Raw genomic sequence first — 17,433 nt, forward strand, 5'->3', positions numbered from 1 at the left:
TATTTGATGAAAATTTCTAGTATCTTTTTTCACACTTACACTTTTGTATCGCCTAGCTCGCGAACCTCTCCGGTATCTTCTTCTAGTTATGAGTTTTTGATCGAAAATACTGAGGAAGTTCTTTGTGATACTTACCATTCCAGTGGATCTATCAATGAATTCGAAGAGGATTTGTATTGTAAATTATTGAGACACCAGCGTGATTATGTTCCTCGTATCAATCTCAATTACAGTGTTGTGATTAACCATATTCAAGTGATTAATAACGCAATGTTTACGTTATTTAGGCGTTCATATCGCCATGCAGAAGAACTCTCAAAGAGTGTGCATTTGCTAAAGAAAAATAAGAAGAAACGCTCTCCCGCTTTTATACAGATTAGTAATTTAGCGGAAGAGTGAGTTTTGGGATTAACCGCGTCTTAAACGACGTTGGGTATAGAGTGCATCTAAGGTAAATAAAATAAGGGCAACCCAAATAAAACCAAAGGTCACTAATCTTTCTGCATCAATTTGCTCGCCATATACCATTGTGGCAAGAATAAACATCAAAGTTGGGCCAATATATTGGAAGAAGCCTAAGGTTGATAAACGCAGATGATGAGCTGCTTCAGTAAAGAGCAATAATGGTACAGTTGTAATAATACCAGCTGCGATTAACAAGGTATTCAATGACCAACTGTTTTCAAGCATATTGCTTGTTGGCGAATGGGTAAAAAATAAGATGTAAATTAACGCGACAGGGAATAACCATAATGTTTCGACTAACATTCCTGTTTGTGCATCGACACCTAATTTTTTACGCAGTAGACCATAAAGCCCAAAAGTCACAGCGAGACTTAAACCAATCACGGGTACAGATCCAAAGTGCCATAACTGAATAAATACCCCAGTAAAGGCTAAACCTACAGCTACCCATTGCATACGACGGAAACGCTCGCTTAAGAAAAGCATACCAAACAAGACGTTAACAAGGGGGTTAATAAAATAACCAAGACTAGCTTCTAGCATATAGCCATGGTTAACGGCCCATATATAGGTAAGCCAGTTAGTTGCGATAATGACTGCTGTTAGTGCCAAAAGTAGGATTTTTTTAGGTTGACGTATTAATTGGCGTAAATAAGGCCAATGACGACTAATCGTCATTAAAATCAACATAAAAAAGAATGACCATAGGATACGGTGTGTGAGGATCTCTTCAGCGGGCACTTCTTGAATGCTTTTAAAATAGACAGGGGCAATACCCCAGATCAAATAGGCGCCTAAGGCACATAAAACGCCTTTCATCGTGTTTTTCTGGTTCATGCTATCTCTGGAATTGATGGAAAGGAAATGTGTGACGGGGTTATCATACCCAATGACATTATCTAATGTGTCATTAGGCATGTATTTTTACAAGTAATTAATAACATTCTAAGCATCATAGCGCACAATGAATTTTAACAAAGACTTAACCCACAATGTAGGTTGCTGTCCCACTTGCTATATGAACTTGTTTTTCATTATGTAATTCAACACGAGCAACAGAGACTTTATTGCCACTGCGCAAGATATGGCTACTTGCAGTAAAACATTCCCCACGTCCAGGTCGTAAATAATCAACCCGTAAATCAATCGTACCCATTTTAGCGAGTTTCTGTTCTAACTGCTCTTGGGATATAGGTGCTAAACGTGTTAATGCATTACCAACACAAACTAATCCTGCACTAACATCAAGCACTGAAGCAATTAGGCCACCATGTAAAATACGTTGAGCAATATTACCGACCAATTTATCTTGGTAGCGGAATTGAATTTCTGCGTAATCTTGTTCAAAACGAACTAACTCCAAACCAATCAACTGGTTAAATGGCATTTTATATACAAAAACATGACCAATTAAGGTTTGAGCCTCTTCTAATGTTAGCTGCTTTTCCATTTTTAGGATCTCCGATATCACGTCATAAAGTTAATATAATGTTAATAATACATGACGAAACCGTAATTTCCCATTCGTGCTATAAATATAATGGTGTAAAAATATACGAGATTTAATGGCGATTACGTGTAAAATATGGTGGCTTAAGTGTAATAAAGCACATTTATAAGAACTAATTCCAAAGTAAGTACTAACTTTTATATTATTCAATAATGAAACAGGATAATTAACTATGCGTTACATCCGTTCTTTACTTGCGGTGGCTTTATTCTATCCAGCATGGGGATTTGCATCCGAAATTCAAACATCATCATCTCCTGCACCGCTTGTTCAGGGCAGTATCATTTCCGGTTTATTACAAGAATACGACTCACCTTTTGTTCTTTATCCTTATGAATCCAATTACATTATTTACACTGATACCTCTGATATGAATAAAGAGGCTATCCAAAGTTATGATTGGGGTAATAAGGCTAAAAAAGATGAGGTGAAATTTCAGCTCAGTTTGGCCTTTCCTTTATGGCGTGGTATTGCGGGTGAAAACTCTGTGTTAGCGGCGTCTTATACCCAACGTTCTTGGTGGCAATTAAGTAATAAGAAAGAATCAGCACCTTTCCGTGAGACGAACTATGAGCCACAACTCTTTCTAGGTTGGGCTACTGACTATAAATTTGCAGGTTGGACACTTCGTGAAATTGAGACAGGTTTTAATCATGAGTCAAATGGGCGTTCAGATCCTACATCTCGTAGTTGGAATCGAGTTTATGCGCGATTTATGGCACAAAAAGGTAATTTTCAGCTCGATTTAAAACCATGGTATCGTTTTAGCGAAAGTGCACAACGTGATGATAATCCAGAAATTAATCGTTACATGGGCTATTATCGTTTAAAAGCAGGTTATCGATTAGGTGAGAGTGTGATCACTGCTACTGGGCGCTATAACTGGAACAGTGGCTATGGTGCTGCTGAATTAGGTTGGAGCTATCCAATTACTAAGCATGTTCGCTTTTATACCCAAGTATTTAGTGGTTATGGTGAATCGATGATTGACTATAATTTTCGCCAGACACGTGTTGGTGTGGGTGTGATGCTGAATGATATGCTGTAATTTTCCTCGTTCTGGGGTAGCATAACGCTATAAATGATGACGGCACCTTCATATTGGTGCCTTTTCTTTGACTCCTCATCATAGTTTTTATCAGCAGCTTTTCAGAGGAACGGCGTGTCCACAGCAGAAGTTCTTAATTCAATGCCATCAGCACAGACTATTTTGCGAGAAACCTTTGGTTATCAGCAATTTCGTCCTGGTCAGCAAGAGATCATCCATACTATTACAACAGGACGTGATTGCCTTGTTGTGATGCCAACAGGGGGTGGAAAATCCCTTTGCTATCAAATCCCGGCATTATTGTTAGATGGATTAACCGTCGTTGTGTCGCCTTTGATTTCCTTGATGAAAGATCAAGTCGATCAGCTTTGCCTTCATGGCATTGAAGCTACTTATTTAAACTCAACACAAACCCGTGAAGAGCAACTTGATGTTCAAGTGCGTTGTCAAAAGGGTGAAATAAAACTGCTATATATTGCTCCTGAACGTTTGATGATGGAGAGTTTTCTTCACCAATTAGTGCAGTGGAAACCTGCATTGTTAGCTGTTGATGAAGCGCACTGTATTTCACAGTGGGGGCATGACTTCCGCCCTGAATATCGAGGAATTGGATTATTAAGGCAATATCTCCCCGATGTTCCAATTGTTGCACTGACAGCAACAGCAGATAACACAACGCGTTATGACATTATAAATCAGCTAGTCTTGCATGATCCTTTAATTCATATCAGCAGTTTTGATAGGCCGAATATCCGCTACACTTTAGTTGAGAAATACAAGCCACTTGATCAACTTTGGCTCTTTATTCGTGGTCAAAAAGGAAAGTCAGGCATTATTTACTGTAATAGCCGCAGTAAAGTAGAAGAAACCGCAGAGCGACTCAGTAAGCGAGGGTTGAGTATTGCGGGTTATCATGCCGGAATGGAAATGACACAGCGAGCCAAAGTGCAAGAGGCGTTCCAGCGTGATGATTTGCAAATTGTGGTTGCAACCGTTGCGTTTGGAATGGGGATAAACAAGCCTAATGTGCGTTTTGTGGTTCACTTTGATATACCCCGTAATATTGAATCTTATTACCAAGAAACTGGGCGAGCAGGGCGAGATGGATTACCTGCGGAAGCCGTATTATTTTACGATCCCGCTGATATGGCGTGGTTGCGTCGTTGTTTAGATGAAAAGCCAGAAAGTGACCAAAAAGCGATTGAAATGCATAAGCTCAACGCAATGGGGGCATTTGCTGAAGCACAAACATGCCGACGACTAGTACTCCTTAATTATTTCGATGAACATCGACAAAATGCCTGTGGTAACTGTGATATTTGTCTTGATCCTCCTAAACAATATGATGGATTGGTCGATGCGCAAAAGGCTTTATCCTGCATTTATCGTACGGGGCAACACTTTGGGATTGGTTATATTGTCGAAATATTAAGAGGAGCGAATAATCAACGTATTCGCGATGCAGGGCACGATACATTACCTGTTTATGGTATTGGTAAAGCACAAAGTCATGAACATTGGGTGAGCGTGATACGCCAACTTATTCATTTAGGGATGGTGACACAAAATATTGTACACCGCTCTGCATTACAGCTTACTGAGATGGCAAGACCCATCTTACGAGGTGAAGTTCCATTACAATTAGCCGTGCCTAGATTATTAAGCCCAACAAAAAGCCGTAATCAACAAACAAAAAATGCACATAGACAGTACGATAGAAAATTATTTGCGAAACTACGTAAATTACGTAAATCTATTGCTGATGAAGAAAATATTCCGCCCTTTGTGGTCTTTAATGATGTCACATTGATAGAGATGGCAGAGCAATGCCCTGTTTATCCTGATGAGTTGTTATTAATAAACGGTGTCGGTCAACGAAAATTAGAACGATTTGGACCCGCTTTTATGACACTGATCCGTGACCATATTGAGGGCTTCGAATAACGCCAACAAGGAGAGCCAATGACAACCACTCTTTTTAAACATTCGTGGTTATCTCGTGAAAAGCAGTTTTCTGCTTTTACGAATGGCACTTTGTTGGATTTTTGGAACCAGCGTGAAGAAGGTGAGTTTACGGGCGTTGATGGCGTAAAGATCCGTTATGTTCATTGGCGTTCAGCATCGCACAATAAAGCACTAGTAATTTCTTCAGGCCGTAGTGAAAGCTATGTAAAGTATCCTGAAGTTGCATTTGATTTTTTCCATATTGGCTACGATGTCTTTTTGCTTGATCATAGAGGGCAAGGCCTGTCAGGCCGACTATTAGAAGATACACAAAAAGGTCATGTAGAAAAATTCAGTGATTATATTGATGACTTCTCAACATTCATTGATACGATAGTGTTGCCTTATCAATACCAACATTATTTTGCATTAGCCCATTCAATGGGGGGTGCTATCTTAGCGGGATATCTTCTAAAACATCCTCATGTTTTTAAAGCAGCCGCATTAAGTGCGCCGATGTTTGGTATTAATTTACCGATACCTCGCTGGGTAGCTAATTTTTTAGTTAATCGAGCAGAACAAAGTCAATCTGAAAGAAATAACTACGCAGTATCAACAGGTAAATGGTTTCCACTGCCTTTTATTCTTAATGTGTTAACACATAGCCATGAACGATACCGTCGTTATTTACGTTATTACGCTGATTATCCTGAGTTACGATTAGGTGGTCCTACTTATCATTGGATAGGAGAAAGCCTACAAACAGGGGATTGGTTAATTGAACATGCGGGAGAGATTGATACCCCTTTATTAGTGCTTGAAGCTGAGCATGACAAGGTGGTGGATAATCAAGAGCTAAGGGCTTTCTGTGAACGTTATAGTCAGTCCAGAACAAGAGAAGAAAAGCAAAAATTGCCACTGGTGATTAAGGGTGCGCATCATGAAATCTTGTTCGAAATAGATAAGCTACGCTCACAAGCATTGAATGAAATCTGTGAGTTTTATGATAAGCATTTATTTTAATCAGGAATGTGTATGTATTCGATAGTCGCTTCAGATCTTGATGGCACGTTGTTATCACCTAATCATGTATTAACTCCCTATACGCAAGAAACACTACACCTACTTATTAATAAAGGGGTGCATTTTGTATTTGCAACGGGTCGTCATCATGTTGATGTTGCTCAAATTCGTGACGGGTTAGGCATTAACGCTTATATGATAACGTCTAATGGTGCAAGAGTGCATAACACGCATGGTGACCTTATTTTTAGCCAAGATCTTGAGCCTGAAATCGCTTATGACTTGGCTCTTATGGTTTTTGATCACCCTGAAATTGAAACTAATATTTATGCTGGTGACTACTGGTATGTTAATAAAGAGATGCCGGGGGCTTGTGAGTTTTTTCGAGAATCAGACTTTAGCTATGAATTATATTGTAAAACCGGATTCCCGACTACCAATGTCTGTAAGGTCTTTTTCACCTCTGAAGATCATGAGCTATTACTGAAGCTAGAGAATGAAATTAATCAGCGTTGGGGTGATAAGGTCAATGTGAGTTTCTCACTGCGTAATTGCTTAGAAGTGATGGCAGGGGGCGTATCTAAAGGTGAGGCACTAGAGAAAGTGGCTGAACTGATGCAACATTCAGCGAAAGATGCTATCGCATTTGGTGATGGTATGAATGACAAAGAGATGCTCAAGATAGCGGGTAAAGGTTGCATTATGGAAAATGCCCATCAGGCATTAAAAGATCTGCTACCCAATATGGAAGTCATTGGTGCTAATGCGGATGAAGCAGTTCCTCATTATTTACGCAAGTTATACCAAGTGTGATCCCTTCTAAAGAACAAGGCGAACAAAATGTTGTTCGCCTTGTTCTTTGTTCTTTTTAAATCTATCTACATTTCGTCAGTGGTATTGCATCGTAAACTGCAATGTTCCATTTGCTTTGCCTGCACTCGTTGTATTAGATGTTTGGATATATCCTGCCTCTAAAGGAATAGAATAACTGCCTGCGGCGTTATTTTTTTCACTCACAGTAATTAATTGCCCCAGCTTAATAGGCTGATTTTTATATTTAACTTGGATACCGTAACCCTTAGCGGTATTGCTGTCTGTTGGGTTACTTAAACCAATGGTTCCAGTTGTTTGTTGGTCATCAGCAACACCATCAAATCGGATCTTAATTGGTGAAACCGGATCACAACTCAAATTAATATTAAAATCTTTGATACTCTCTGGGCTGACAGAGCCAACACCATTAAAACTCGATTTAGGTACTGCACCCAGTGGCACATTAATATTATTATTCACAACATCACAGCCACTAGAGATGATGTTTAAAGACGATAGATTAATTTTAGGTTCACTTTTTCCTACATAGTCACTGGTAATAAAGCCATTATTGTAGAGAATAAGCATTGCGACCCATGACGCTGGGATCGTTTGTGATTTCACATTATCTCGTAATTTATAAAGCTTCATTTCTAATGACACAGAATAATTACCGCTGGTCGCATTAGTTGAGCAAATAAGGCGATTACTGTAGTTACCATCAATATTTTGCTGACCATCGACATAAGCAGAGCCACTACAACTCCCACTAATGGTGCCATGTAAGGTATAACCTACACCACTGCTGTTAAGCTCTTTGACATAAGCGCCATTGACTCTTGGGCTTGATGCATTAAAAGAGCCTGGTAAATAAATCCCTGGTCTTACTGCACCACCGGAGAGATTCCACCAAGTCCATGCATTCACAGTTCCTAAATTAATCGTTGCGACTTCGGTTAAAATAGGTGCTGAACGTGAGACATAAATGGGAGCAGAATAGGTGACTGTTTTAGTGGTAAGGTCTGCCCTAAACTCTGCAAATGTGGTTGATGTATACAAAACAGCAGACAGACAACCAAGAGTTATATATTTATTCATTGTGCTCACCTATCTGCATTCAAGTTGTAAAAATTGGATTTTTTCTAAGGCAAGATCCACATTTAATGCTGTTTGGCACTGTTCGACAGCACTATTGCCCCATTTAGCACGTAGTTGGCTACGTTCAGGTACGCCATTTAAGAAAACTTCACCATCATTGGCTACAATCCCACTTGAAAGCACTTGGTCATCTTTATAAATCTCAACTTGGGTACCAAATGGCAGTGGTGTTCCGTTGTAGTGTAAGTTTGCAAGTACTCGAGCGCCTTTTCTTGCTTTGAAATCGGCTAAGACAATTGCTCCTTTGGTTGGAATAACGGTTGTTGATGTTAATTCAACATCGTTATTACCCGTTAAAGAAGAGGGATCAACCGTCACTTTATTACGTTCATAACGTGAAACATTCGGAATAACGGCATAGCCTTGTGCATTGGTATAAAGGCTTTGCGCGTTACTGACTTTTAAGTTATCAATATCTTCTGCTTTAATTAAAATAGCAGAATCGTAAATGGTGCGAGAGGAGGTGATCCCTCCTTGATGAACCAAAAGTGCACCCGTCGCGCCCCAATTTATTGATTGATAGCGTTTGTCGTAATTGTAACCTGCACTAATCTCGCCTCCAGAAGCACTGTAGTTGCCATTAACAGAGCCACTGTATTCTTGACGAGAATGATTGTAGTTTTGTGAAATATCATATTGCAGGTTGTTATCTTTTAACTGTGTACCACTTAAACTCACTGAACTAATAGAATCACCTTGTTTGCTGGTGTTATAGCGATAACTTAACCAGTTGTTATTCTGAGCAATATTAAATGGAAGACTAAAGTTAATAGATAAAATCTGATCGGCTAATCCATTTTCTTGACGCTTGTTATAGGCATAAGAGACGCTATAACTTAATGCACGATAATTTGAATTAAAACTCACATTTACATTGCGATCGACTCTGTCTTGATACCAATAATATTGTTGATAACCATTTAATGAGAGATAGCCCATATCTCCTAAAGATTGCGATACAGATAACTGAAACTGTTTTTTCTTACGATAGAGATGAGAAAATCGCTCATTAGCCGCTGAGAAATCGTAATAATCTTTTGTTGAATAGCGATAAGAAGCTAATGAAAAACCCGTTTTGGTATCAGGTAAATATTTTGAGTATTGAACACGATAAGATTGTCCTTGGGCTTCATTGTCATTTATTAAGGTTGTTTTCGCGTGAGTAATGTCCGCAGAAACGGCACCCAAATAGCCAAGATTAATCCCAGTACCTAATGCATAAGCTTGATAATCAGCAGAGATTAATGTGCCACCATAAATGGAAAAATTGTAAGGAAGCCCATAAATAGCAGAGGTTTGAAAGAAATTAGGTTTTCTTGCTGCTGCGTCTGCATGATATTTACCAATATCTACACTGTATTTTAAGCTACCCGCGCGTTGCATCATGGGAACAGCAGAAAAAGGTTGTGAAAAGGTACGGGTTGTTCCATCGGCTTCTTCGATCGTAACTTGTAAATCACCGCTGTAAGAAGTGGGATATAAATCTGAAATAGCAAACTCACCTGGTGGAACGGAGGTCTGATAAATAATGCTGTTATTTTGTCGAACGGTGACAACAGCATTACTTTGCGCGATACCTCTGACGATGGGAGCAAATCCACGTTGGCTTTGTGGCAACATGCTTTCATCAGAAGCTAATTTAATACCACGATAAGGAATACTTTCTAATACATCATTATCAGAAGCGGTTTCACCTATAGTTAAACGACTTTTTAAACTACGAATATCTCGTTCAACATAAGTCTGTAAGCTATTCCACTGAGATGAATTATCACTGTTTTTATTGTAGTTACTGTGGTTACGTAAACGCCAAGCGCCCACGTTAACACCACTACGTAATCCTAAGAAAATAGAGTTACTATTATTTTGGTCACGATACCAATACTGATTTTGACGATAAGTGTAATTTACAAAGGCAGCATTTATGCCATCGTTCCATTGTGCTGGTGGAATATAGCCTTGCCCATAATTGTATAAAGCAATTTGTGGTATAGAAAACGACAAACGTGCTCGTGAAAAATCATACTCATACTTTGCATTTGGAATAACGCTAGCAATATCGGTAACTGTTGATGTACTCGCTTGCTGGTTAAATTGCGAAGTTGCAGACTCTTTTACTCCCCAATTTAATAAATCTTGTTTGGTGAGCTCTGGCGCTAGTGTCTTTTTTTCTTCATCAAAAATAAAACGGACTTGGCGATTATCGATTAATTTATTATTGAGATAAATATCAACAGAATAGATACCAGGAAGTTGTCCTCCAGTATAAGAAAAATAATCAAGGCTATTAATATCCGCGACCTGATTTTCTATTCCTAAATTGAGCGCATCAGGATTAAATTGCTCTTCAGCAATGACCTGATAAGGAAATAAAATAGAGGCTATCGCCATGGCAAGTAAACAGTGGCGATAGAGATTATCAGTAGGAAATACCGATAATCGTTTTGTAGGTAATGCGATGATGGATAAAGTCATAACTCTACACTCTTAATTTAATACTTTATCTACAGTTGCACCGTAGTCATTAATAAACTGCACAGTGACTTTCTGAGCAATTGGACTCTCTTTAAGTAATACGACTTCTTGATAAGGGTTAATTAAAGGGTCGTAAGGGTAGCGTTTGTCATCAATAAAAATATGTTTGATCGTGAGGTGATAAGGTGTTTTGTTGTTAAGCACCAAGCCTTGGCTTTGTTTTGATAATTCGACGTTATTAAAGTTAAGTGGCTCAATATCATGGGAGCGTAAAAAGAGTTTAAATTGAGAATTAATGACGAGTTGCAATTGATTCTCAGGGCTCTTTTCAACAGGTGGGATTGATTTTATATTAAGCCAATAGACGACTTCAGTATTGGAATTTAACGGTTCACCAGTATAGGAAATACGCGCAGTTCCTGTTCCATCAGGCTCAATACGAAAAAGCGGTGGTGTTGCAATAAAAGGGGGTTTTTCTGTGCCTTGAAAAGCAGAAACCCAACTTTGGATGAGATAAGGTTTTTCTTTATCGGTATTTAGAATAGGAATGCTTATTTCACGAGCATTATCGTTATAAACAAATCGAGTTCCCCCCACACTTACTCCAGCAGCATGGCTTACCGTTATGAGAGAAAATAATAAAAATAGAGTTAGAAAAATATTCTTTTTCATAAATGGCGCCACAAAGTTAAGGGAAATAAGAGGGTAATAAGGATTACCCTCGTTTTTATTATTTATATTGGATGCTATAAACAGCAGATCCATTTGCTGGGCCTGGTGTTGCTTGGGCTGTTGCTTTGTAACGTGCAACATAATCTAAGTTAATTTCAGTTCCTTTGATTTCGACTTCTTTTGAATCGTCATATAGGTTTATTTGAGATACGGCATCTTTTTCAAACAGAGCGATACCTACATTTGTCGCGCCACCAGAGACTTGGTCAATGGCTAAAATATCGCTATCAATTGCATCACGAGTCCCGCCAAAACGGACAGCGACTGTCGTATCAACAGGACAATCAATTAGTTTAATAGTGAAGTCTTTAAGGCCAGCAACTTCACCTTTAGTCGCTAAACTTTTTGATGATACTTTTCCTAAATCTACGGTTAGATTTTTAGAAGAACTATCCACAGTACAGGCTTGATCTGTTATTTCTCCGGTAAAATTAATTGTGCCCGATGCAAAAGCAGCAGGTGCAGAAAGTAGAGAGAGACTCATCCCTAATAAATAGAGAGATTTATTTAATTTGCTCATGAACGGTCCTATATAAAAAGTAATTATCTTTACTTTTTAATTTATTTATAAGTATAGATTTAAGTATTGGTTTATTCGCATATAAAATATGCCAATAAAATATAACATCACGAAAAATTTAAGTTAATAAAGATTTACATGAGTTTTTTTGTCTTTATATCAAATTATTTAATGTTCGTTTTTAAAATTAAAAATAATGTTTAATTAGTCACAAATTAAATCTTGGTATAGTCATTTATTATTTATTAAAGATAATAAATTTGTTATATCTCCTGTTGAAAATGAATTTTTATTCAAATAAAGATAGAACTTATATTCTTTATCTTCATTATGTATATTTAATTTTTTAATCGTATTTTTATTCAATTCTTCTTGAACAACCGTTAAAGGAAGTCGAGAATAACCAAGGCCTTGCTTAACAAAGTTTATTGCTGTTTCCACAGAGCCAACATGAATAATTTGGTTATTATGATCGGCATCTGAGCTGTTAGCGAGTAAAGAAATATAAGTATGTTGTTGTAATTCCTTTGATAATTCATCATGTTGTAGATGTTGTAAAACACTCTTAGGATGTGTTACTAACACTGTTTTAATACTTTCTAAATCAATGGGTTGCAATGATTTTATATTGTAATGTGTTATCACCAAATCTTGATCTTTTTGTGCTAAAAAATCTGATTTACTAAGCGCTGTTTTATGAATATTAATATCATAGTGTTTATTGTCTTTAATAAATTGAGAAATTTTATTCCAGAAAAGACCTGAAATATATAAAGGATCTATCAGTATGTTTATCTTTAACTTATTGTTAAATATAAAATTTTTAGCCTCTTTTTCTAATGAAATCGCTTTTTCAGTAATTTCTCTAGAGAGTTCAAGTAATACTTTACCTTCATGAGTAAGTACCGCTCGCCTTTTCTCTAAAGAGAGGATCTCAACGCCTAAAGTCTGCTCTAATTTATTGATAGTATAGCTAATTGATGATTGTGTTCTATATAATGCATCTGCGGCCTGAGCAAAGCCACCGTAGTCAACGACAGCTTGTAAGGTAATCCACTGATCGAGAGTCGTTCGGGATTTTTCCATAATGGAACCTTTATATTATTGTTTATTTAATACTCATTAAAAATGAAGCTAGCAATATATCTTAGCATTGTTAATAGGTAGTAATACTCATTTTAAAATCAAGTTTAAAAAATATTAACATTATAATCTGTAATGTCATCTATTAATAAGTAATACAATTCTAAGAAAAGTATTTATTATTTTTTATTTGAAGATTTTTATTTTATAAATTAGACATGTTTTTTTTATTCTTTTTCGTTATTTTTTTCCATATAACTAAAAGGTGTTACTTGGAACAATAAGTAATATCTTCTATTTATATTATTGTTGATGTTTATTCATTTTTTATTTTTAATTTAATTTTTTATTAAGTTATAGATTTTAATTAAAGTATGTTTTAAATTTTATTGTTTTAAAATAATCGTGAATTTATTATTTATAATTATTTTTCTTTTTATTTTTTATCTATTCTTATTCATTCTTAGCATTAAAACTTAGAATGTTAAATATTTTATATTTGATTTAAGGTGATTAAAGTAAGATAAATAAGACTGCCTTTAACGATAGTTGCTGTTTATTAATCCAAATTAGACTATTTTTTAGTGCTAAATATCGATATTCAGAAGTGTTCTACTATGTAAAGCTATTGGCATTTTAAATACTGATGTTAAGTATTGTACGCTATAAATGACTTAATTTATTTAACTTAGGGAAGGAAAATGATCGGTTAGCGATAATAATTTAAAAGCTAAAAACCAACAAAGAGTAATTTCTACTCATTTAAGGAGTGTAATTAAGTATAAAAACGTAATGACATGATTTAGATCAATAATTGTAAGCTGATTTTATTTAGGAGTCCGATTCCGTTAACAGAGCGGTAAAATAATAAAGGTAAGACAAAATATATTTCACCTTAAGGTAAATTAAATACCTTATCCAAAATGACATTTTATTTTCTGGATAAATTGGTCATTAGTTAGAAAAATATACCGTATTAAAAATATTTTCCTGAAAGAATAGTGAGCTTTTTATGATGCTCACTTTATTATATTCATACTACTATCGAGTGGTAGATAGTTTCTTTATGTTATTACTTATCAATTTTATTAAACAAAAAATCAAAAAATAATTTGTTTTTTTTCTAGAAATAAGAGGCTAAGAAGAAAATGCGGATTAATTTTATACAATCAATAAGCTATAAGAGAAACAGCTACACAGAATAGAATGAAAAAGGCGTCAGAAAAGGGGATGAAAGGAATGAGGAAGAAAAGAATAGAGCCATTACCTTTCTTTTTTTTCAAGAAGATAATGGCTTTTTATCAAATAAATTGAAGGGGGATTATAACCCACCGACTTCTCTAGGTGTTGCTCGCATTGAGCTACGAATTGTATTACCCATCATATCCACTCTTGCTTGGAATGGTGGGAATGGTAATGGGATACCATGTTCTGCAAAAGCTAAGAGAATATTTTGATGAATTTCATGTCTCGCTGGCATTCTATGCCCCATCTCTGCGGCATAAACACGTAATTCGAAAATCTGAATACCTTGTTGTAAATCGACTAAATAAACCTCAGGCGCTGGGTTCTCTAAAATCATCGTAGAGCGTTTTGATGCTTCTAATAAGACATTGGTGACGTGCTCACTGTTGCAGTCTGCGGGGGCAGGAATGGTCATCACAATACGGGTAACAGAGTCCGACAGAGACCAGTTAATAAATTGTTCTGTGATAAAGGCTTTATTCGGTACGATAATCTCTTTTCTATCCCAGTCGGTCAACGTTGTCGCTCGGGTGTTGATCTTAGAAATATTCCCCGTCAAATTACGAATGGTTACGGTATCACCAATACGGATCGGTTTTTCAAATAAGATCATCAACCCTGAAATGATATTGGCAAAAATTTCTTGTAAACCAAAGCCTAACCCAACCCCCATTGCTGCGACTAACCATTGTAATTTTGACCATTCAATCCCTAATAAAGAGAAGCCTACAATACTACCAATTAGAGTGATGCTGTATTTAGTCATGGTAGTAATGGCATAGCCTGTACCTGGCGTTAAATCTAAATGTTGTAAAATAGCCAGTTCAAGTAAAGCGGGTAAGTTTCTCACCAATTGCGTAGTGATAATAATCACAAGGATCGCCACTAAAATAGATCCCATGGTAATAGGTTGTATGGTGTTAACTCCATTCACCGATGAGGTTACATCCCAAAGACGAATATTATCGACAAAGGAAAATGCAGTGTTTAATTCAGACCATAATAAGATCATCGACACTAATGCAATCATAGTCAGAATAGAGCGAACTAAACCAATAGATTGCGCACTGATTGCATCAAGGTCTATTTCTTGAGCCTCTATTTCTAGCCCTACAGTACTCTCACCGCTACTGCCTACTATGGTATTTTCATCTTCGCCTTTTGCACGTTGGGCGAGAATTTCAGCCCGTTTCTGTTTAGCTCGTTCAAAGGCTAATTTACGACGTTGAATAAGCATCCAACGTTGAATAATGTGATAGATAATCAGTAAAGCAAACCAAATTGCTACTGACATTTCTAAACGGCCAAGCAAGACAATCGAGGTAGAAAGGTAACCTAAAACAGCGGCTAAGCCTGCAATAACAGGAGCAAGAAGTAAGAACCACCATAAGATAGTGTTTATTGCATTATCACCAGATCCATGTTTATCAAGATAAAGGGGAACATGGGCTTTTTTAAGACTGGAAGTAATAAAGCTTAGGGCGATACAGAGTAGCAAGAAACAGAAGCGACCAACGGTTGGTGCAAATTCCCTATCACTATAATATTCAAAGGTAATTAATGACATCATCAGCGGGACGATGACAAAAATGGAAAGCTGGTAAAAACGCATTGCTTTTTTGACTCTACTTTCTTTCCATTTAAATTGAGCAATAAATAAACCGTTATGACGTGCGAAGGTTGCACTGATCATAAATAGCCACAACACGGGAGCGGCCGCCGTTACACCATAGCCAATTGCGCCAGCCATTGGATAACGCCATTCAACACTTTGTAAGCCATAACCAACCGCAGACCATAACAGAGGTAGCGGAAGTGCAATTAAAATAGACCAAAATACGGTGCGTATTGTCAGTGAAAAATGATCTTGAGTGACTTTACCAATACGGTTACTGACCCTTTCAAGAAAGGCGTTGTAGTGCTTTCGAGTACGAAGGCTAAAACCAACAATTGATAAGGTAACAAACAGGAATAGAAACGTATCTTGGTTTTTAAGCATGCTAACAGCTGCATGGCCTAATTGTGAAAAGGTATCTAACGAAAGTAACCGAGTGATATCTTTGACTAATAAAACCGGATAATTGAATTTGATAGGGCTGATATCGGCAACCCAGAACATATAACGGTTTGTCGCGTCTTTTGTTTCTTTTAAAGCATCCGCTAATTGTGTTGTGGCAACTTTCAGTTTTGTTAACTCAAGAATTTGAGAATCATAACCGGATAGCAGAGAATTTAATAACTCATGGCGTGCTTGGATAAGAGAATCAAAAATATATTGCTGAGCTTCAGGCAATTTAGAGCCATCGGCAGTTTCTGGTGGCTGGATCTTACTTAAGTTTTCCAGCATATCCTCATAACCTAAACGCTCAACACGTAATTGAATAATATCTCTATCAAGTTCTTGTGAACGAGGCATTTCAGGTAAACGAGAAAGTTGTGTTCTTAGTGCTTCACCTAAGGCTGTTGAGCCACTTAACCATTGAGCTTGCTCTCGAATAGTTGTTAGTGTTTGGCGGACTTGTTGTGTTTGTTGGGTGGTGATGCGCTGTTTTTCTGATAGCTCACTCATTTCCTGAGTTTGTTTATTCAGGATCTGCGAAAGTTCACGATTAGTTTGGATCTGTTTTGTCAGAAACTCAGGTAATTCGCCACCTTGTTCTGCTAACATCTCTGTTTTTTCTAACGCAAGATCAGCGACTTCTTGGCGTTTTATATTCAATAAACTACGTAATTGTTGTAGTTGTACATCAAGGCGTTGATAGCGTTTTTTAAATAGTTCTAAGCGAAGACGTGCTATTTCTTGGCGATTATTCGCTGATAGCTGTGCCATTTCTAGCTCATTAACCATCGCCTTACGAGCTGTTACTTCAGCTTGAGTCAGCTTATTTTGAGCTTCTGTTAACGGTGTTGTTGATGCACTGACAGAGGCAAGCCTTGCTGTTGCGTCACTCAATAAACGACGTGCTTCCGAGAGTTGTTGAGGCAATAAATTTAAAGACTCACTGATTTCACGGCTTTTGTCTTGTTCTTGCTGTTGAAGCCTTGCTTGCTCCATTAATTGGCTACTGACTTGAATAATTTTCTGTTCTAAATCAGGAATGCTAATTTTTTCTGGGATAGTTGGAACTGCGTGACTTTCTTCAAGAAGCTTAGTTCTGAGTTCTTTGGTGATCTCTGGATAATCATCAATGGTTTTTTGATAGTTGTCTGCATTTTTTTGCGCTTTTTCACCATCATTAATCCAGTTGATAGTGCCTTGTAGCGCCTGAACAGCCTCAATATCTTGAGGATTAGTACTTCCTTCAAGTTGTTTAATATCTTGACGTAATTTCTCTACATCTGCTGATATTGCAGATGTGCTTAACGAAAAAGTCAAAAAGAGCGAGAAGAAAAGACTGATTATCAGGCGCACAAAGG

Annotated in this window: 13 protein-coding genes; 5 read left to right on the top strand and 8 right to left on the bottom strand. The window is 37.1% G+C overall.

Features of this window, described 5'->3' with window-relative positions; genetic code table 11:
• The first annotated feature begins 6 nt into the window (after positions 1–6).
• Positions 7–399, top strand: coding sequence for a hypothetical protein (locus tag GWI68_RS10695; RefSeq protein ID WP_166540266.1), 393 nt, complete (start codon positions 7–9; stop codon positions 397–399).
• Between the two features lie 9 nt (positions 400–408).
• Here the strand turns inward: GWI68_RS10695 and rarD are convergent, their stop codons facing one another.
• Positions 409–1,302, bottom strand: coding sequence for an EamA family transporter RarD (rarD, locus tag GWI68_RS10700; RefSeq protein WP_166540267.1), 894 nt, complete (start codon positions 1,300–1,302; stop codon positions 409–411).
• Positions 1,303–1,447: 145 nt separating this feature from the next.
• The gene (locus GWI68_RS10705; RefSeq protein WP_036939522.1) at positions 1,448–1,915 is read right to left on the bottom strand and encodes a thioesterase family protein; all 468 of its coding nucleotides are present in this window, start codon (positions 1,913–1,915) and stop codon (positions 1,448–1,450) included.
• A gap of 232 nt (positions 1,916–2,147) precedes the next feature.
• On the opposite strand from GWI68_RS10705, the gene pldA reads away from it, so the two are divergent.
• From pldA to yigL, 4 genes are all read left to right on the top strand, one after another.
• Positions 2,148–3,023 (top strand): phospholipase A, encoded by an 876-nt coding sequence (gene pldA, locus GWI68_RS10710; protein WP_109410164.1) that lies wholly within the window; start codon positions 2,148–2,150, stop codon positions 3,021–3,023.
• A 114-nt stretch (positions 3,024–3,137) separates the two neighbouring features.
• Complete coding sequence (gene recQ, locus GWI68_RS10715; protein WP_109410163.1) at positions 3,138–4,967, top strand: ATP-dependent DNA helicase RecQ; 1,830 nt, start codon at positions 3,138–3,140, stop codon at positions 4,965–4,967.
• 18 nt (positions 4,968–4,985) lie between these two features.
• Positions 4,986–5,990 carry a lysophospholipase L2 gene (gene pldB / locus GWI68_RS10720; protein ID WP_109410162.1) on the top strand — a complete coding sequence of 335 codons (1,005 nt, stop codon included), beginning with the start codon at positions 4,986–4,988 and terminating at the stop codon, positions 5,988–5,990.
• Positions 5,991–6,002: 12 nt separating this feature from the next.
• Positions 6,003–6,803: a sugar/pyridoxal phosphate phosphatase YigL gene (yigL, locus tag GWI68_RS10725; RefSeq protein WP_166540268.1), complete on the top strand. Its 801-nt coding sequence runs from the start codon at positions 6,003–6,005 to the stop codon at positions 6,801–6,803.
• Positions 6,804–6,878: 75 nt separating this feature from the next.
• Here the strand turns inward: yigL and GWI68_RS10730 are convergent, their stop codons facing one another.
• The 6 genes from GWI68_RS10730 to mscM form a co-directional block, all read right to left on the bottom strand.
• Positions 6,879–7,901: a fimbrial protein gene (locus GWI68_RS10730; RefSeq protein WP_208105161.1), complete on the bottom strand. Its 1,023-nt coding sequence runs from the start codon at positions 7,899–7,901 to the stop codon at positions 6,879–6,881.
• Between the two features lie 9 nt (positions 7,902–7,910).
• Positions 7,911–10,436: a fimbria/pilus outer membrane usher protein gene (locus GWI68_RS10735; protein ID WP_166540270.1), complete on the bottom strand. Its 2,526-nt coding sequence runs from the start codon at positions 10,434–10,436 to the stop codon at positions 7,911–7,913.
• A 12-nt stretch (positions 10,437–10,448) separates the two neighbouring features.
• Positions 10,449–11,108: a molecular chaperone gene (locus GWI68_RS10740; RefSeq protein ID WP_166540271.1), complete on the bottom strand. Its 660-nt coding sequence runs from the start codon at positions 11,106–11,108 to the stop codon at positions 10,449–10,451.
• 58 nt (positions 11,109–11,166) lie between these two features.
• Positions 11,167–11,688 (bottom strand): fimbrial protein, encoded by a 522-nt coding sequence (locus tag GWI68_RS10745; protein ID WP_166540272.1) that lies wholly within the window; start codon positions 11,686–11,688, stop codon positions 11,167–11,169.
• A gap of 231 nt (positions 11,689–11,919) precedes the next feature.
• Complete coding sequence (locus tag GWI68_RS10750; protein ID WP_166540273.1) at positions 11,920–12,774, bottom strand: LysR family transcriptional regulator; 855 nt, start codon at positions 12,772–12,774, stop codon at positions 11,920–11,922.
• 1,318 nt (positions 12,775–14,092) lie between these two features.
• On the bottom strand, positions 14,093–17,428 hold the full coding sequence (mscM, locus tag GWI68_RS10755) for a miniconductance mechanosensitive channel MscM (RefSeq protein ID WP_166540274.1): 3,336 nt from the start codon (positions 17,426–17,428) through the stop codon (positions 14,093–14,095).
• Positions 17,429–17,433: the final 5 nt, after the last annotated feature.

It is taken from the genome of Proteus sp. G2669 (assembly GCF_009915245.1).
Taxonomy (GTDB): domain Bacteria; phylum Pseudomonadota; class Gammaproteobacteria; order Enterobacterales; family Enterobacteriaceae; genus Proteus.

What these genes read in the sequence shown, in the direction of transcription:
- GWI68_RS10730 (WP_208105161.1), bottom strand. Translation starts at nt 7,901, where the DNA reads ATGAATAAATATATAACTCTTGGTTGTCTGTCTGCTGTTTTGTATACA.
- pldA (WP_109410164.1), top strand. Translation starts at nt 2,148, where the DNA reads ATGCGTTACATCCGTTCTTTACTTGCGGTGGCTTTATTCTATCCAGCA.
- GWI68_RS10735 (WP_166540270.1), bottom strand. Translation starts at nt 10,436, where the DNA reads ATGACTTTATCCATCATCGCATTACCTACAAAACGATTATCGGTATTT.
- GWI68_RS10745 (WP_166540272.1), bottom strand. Translation starts at nt 11,688, where the DNA reads ATGAGCAAATTAAATAAATCTCTCTATTTATTAGGGATGAGTCTCTCT.
- pldB (WP_109410162.1), top strand. Translation starts at nt 4,986, where the DNA reads ATGACAACCACTCTTTTTAAACATTCGTGGTTATCTCGTGAAAAGCAG.
- GWI68_RS10740 (WP_166540271.1), bottom strand. Translation starts at nt 11,108, where the DNA reads ATGAAAAAGAATATTTTTCTAACTCTATTTTTATTATTTTCTCTCATA.
- GWI68_RS10705 (WP_036939522.1), bottom strand. Translation starts at nt 1,915, where the DNA reads ATGGAAAAGCAGCTAACATTAGAAGAGGCTCAAACCTTAATTGGTCAT.
- GWI68_RS10750 (WP_166540273.1), bottom strand. Translation starts at nt 12,774, where the DNA reads ATGGAAAAATCCCGAACGACTCTCGATCAGTGGATTACCTTACAAGCT.
- rarD (WP_166540267.1), bottom strand. Translation starts at nt 1,302, where the DNA reads ATGAACCAGAAAAACACGATGAAAGGCGTTTTATGTGCCTTAGGCGCC.
- yigL (WP_166540268.1), top strand. Translation starts at nt 6,003, where the DNA reads ATGTATTCGATAGTCGCTTCAGATCTTGATGGCACGTTGTTATCACCT.
- GWI68_RS10695 (WP_166540266.1), top strand. Translation starts at nt 7, where the DNA reads ATGAAAATTTCTAGTATCTTTTTTCACACTTACACTTTTGTATCGCCT.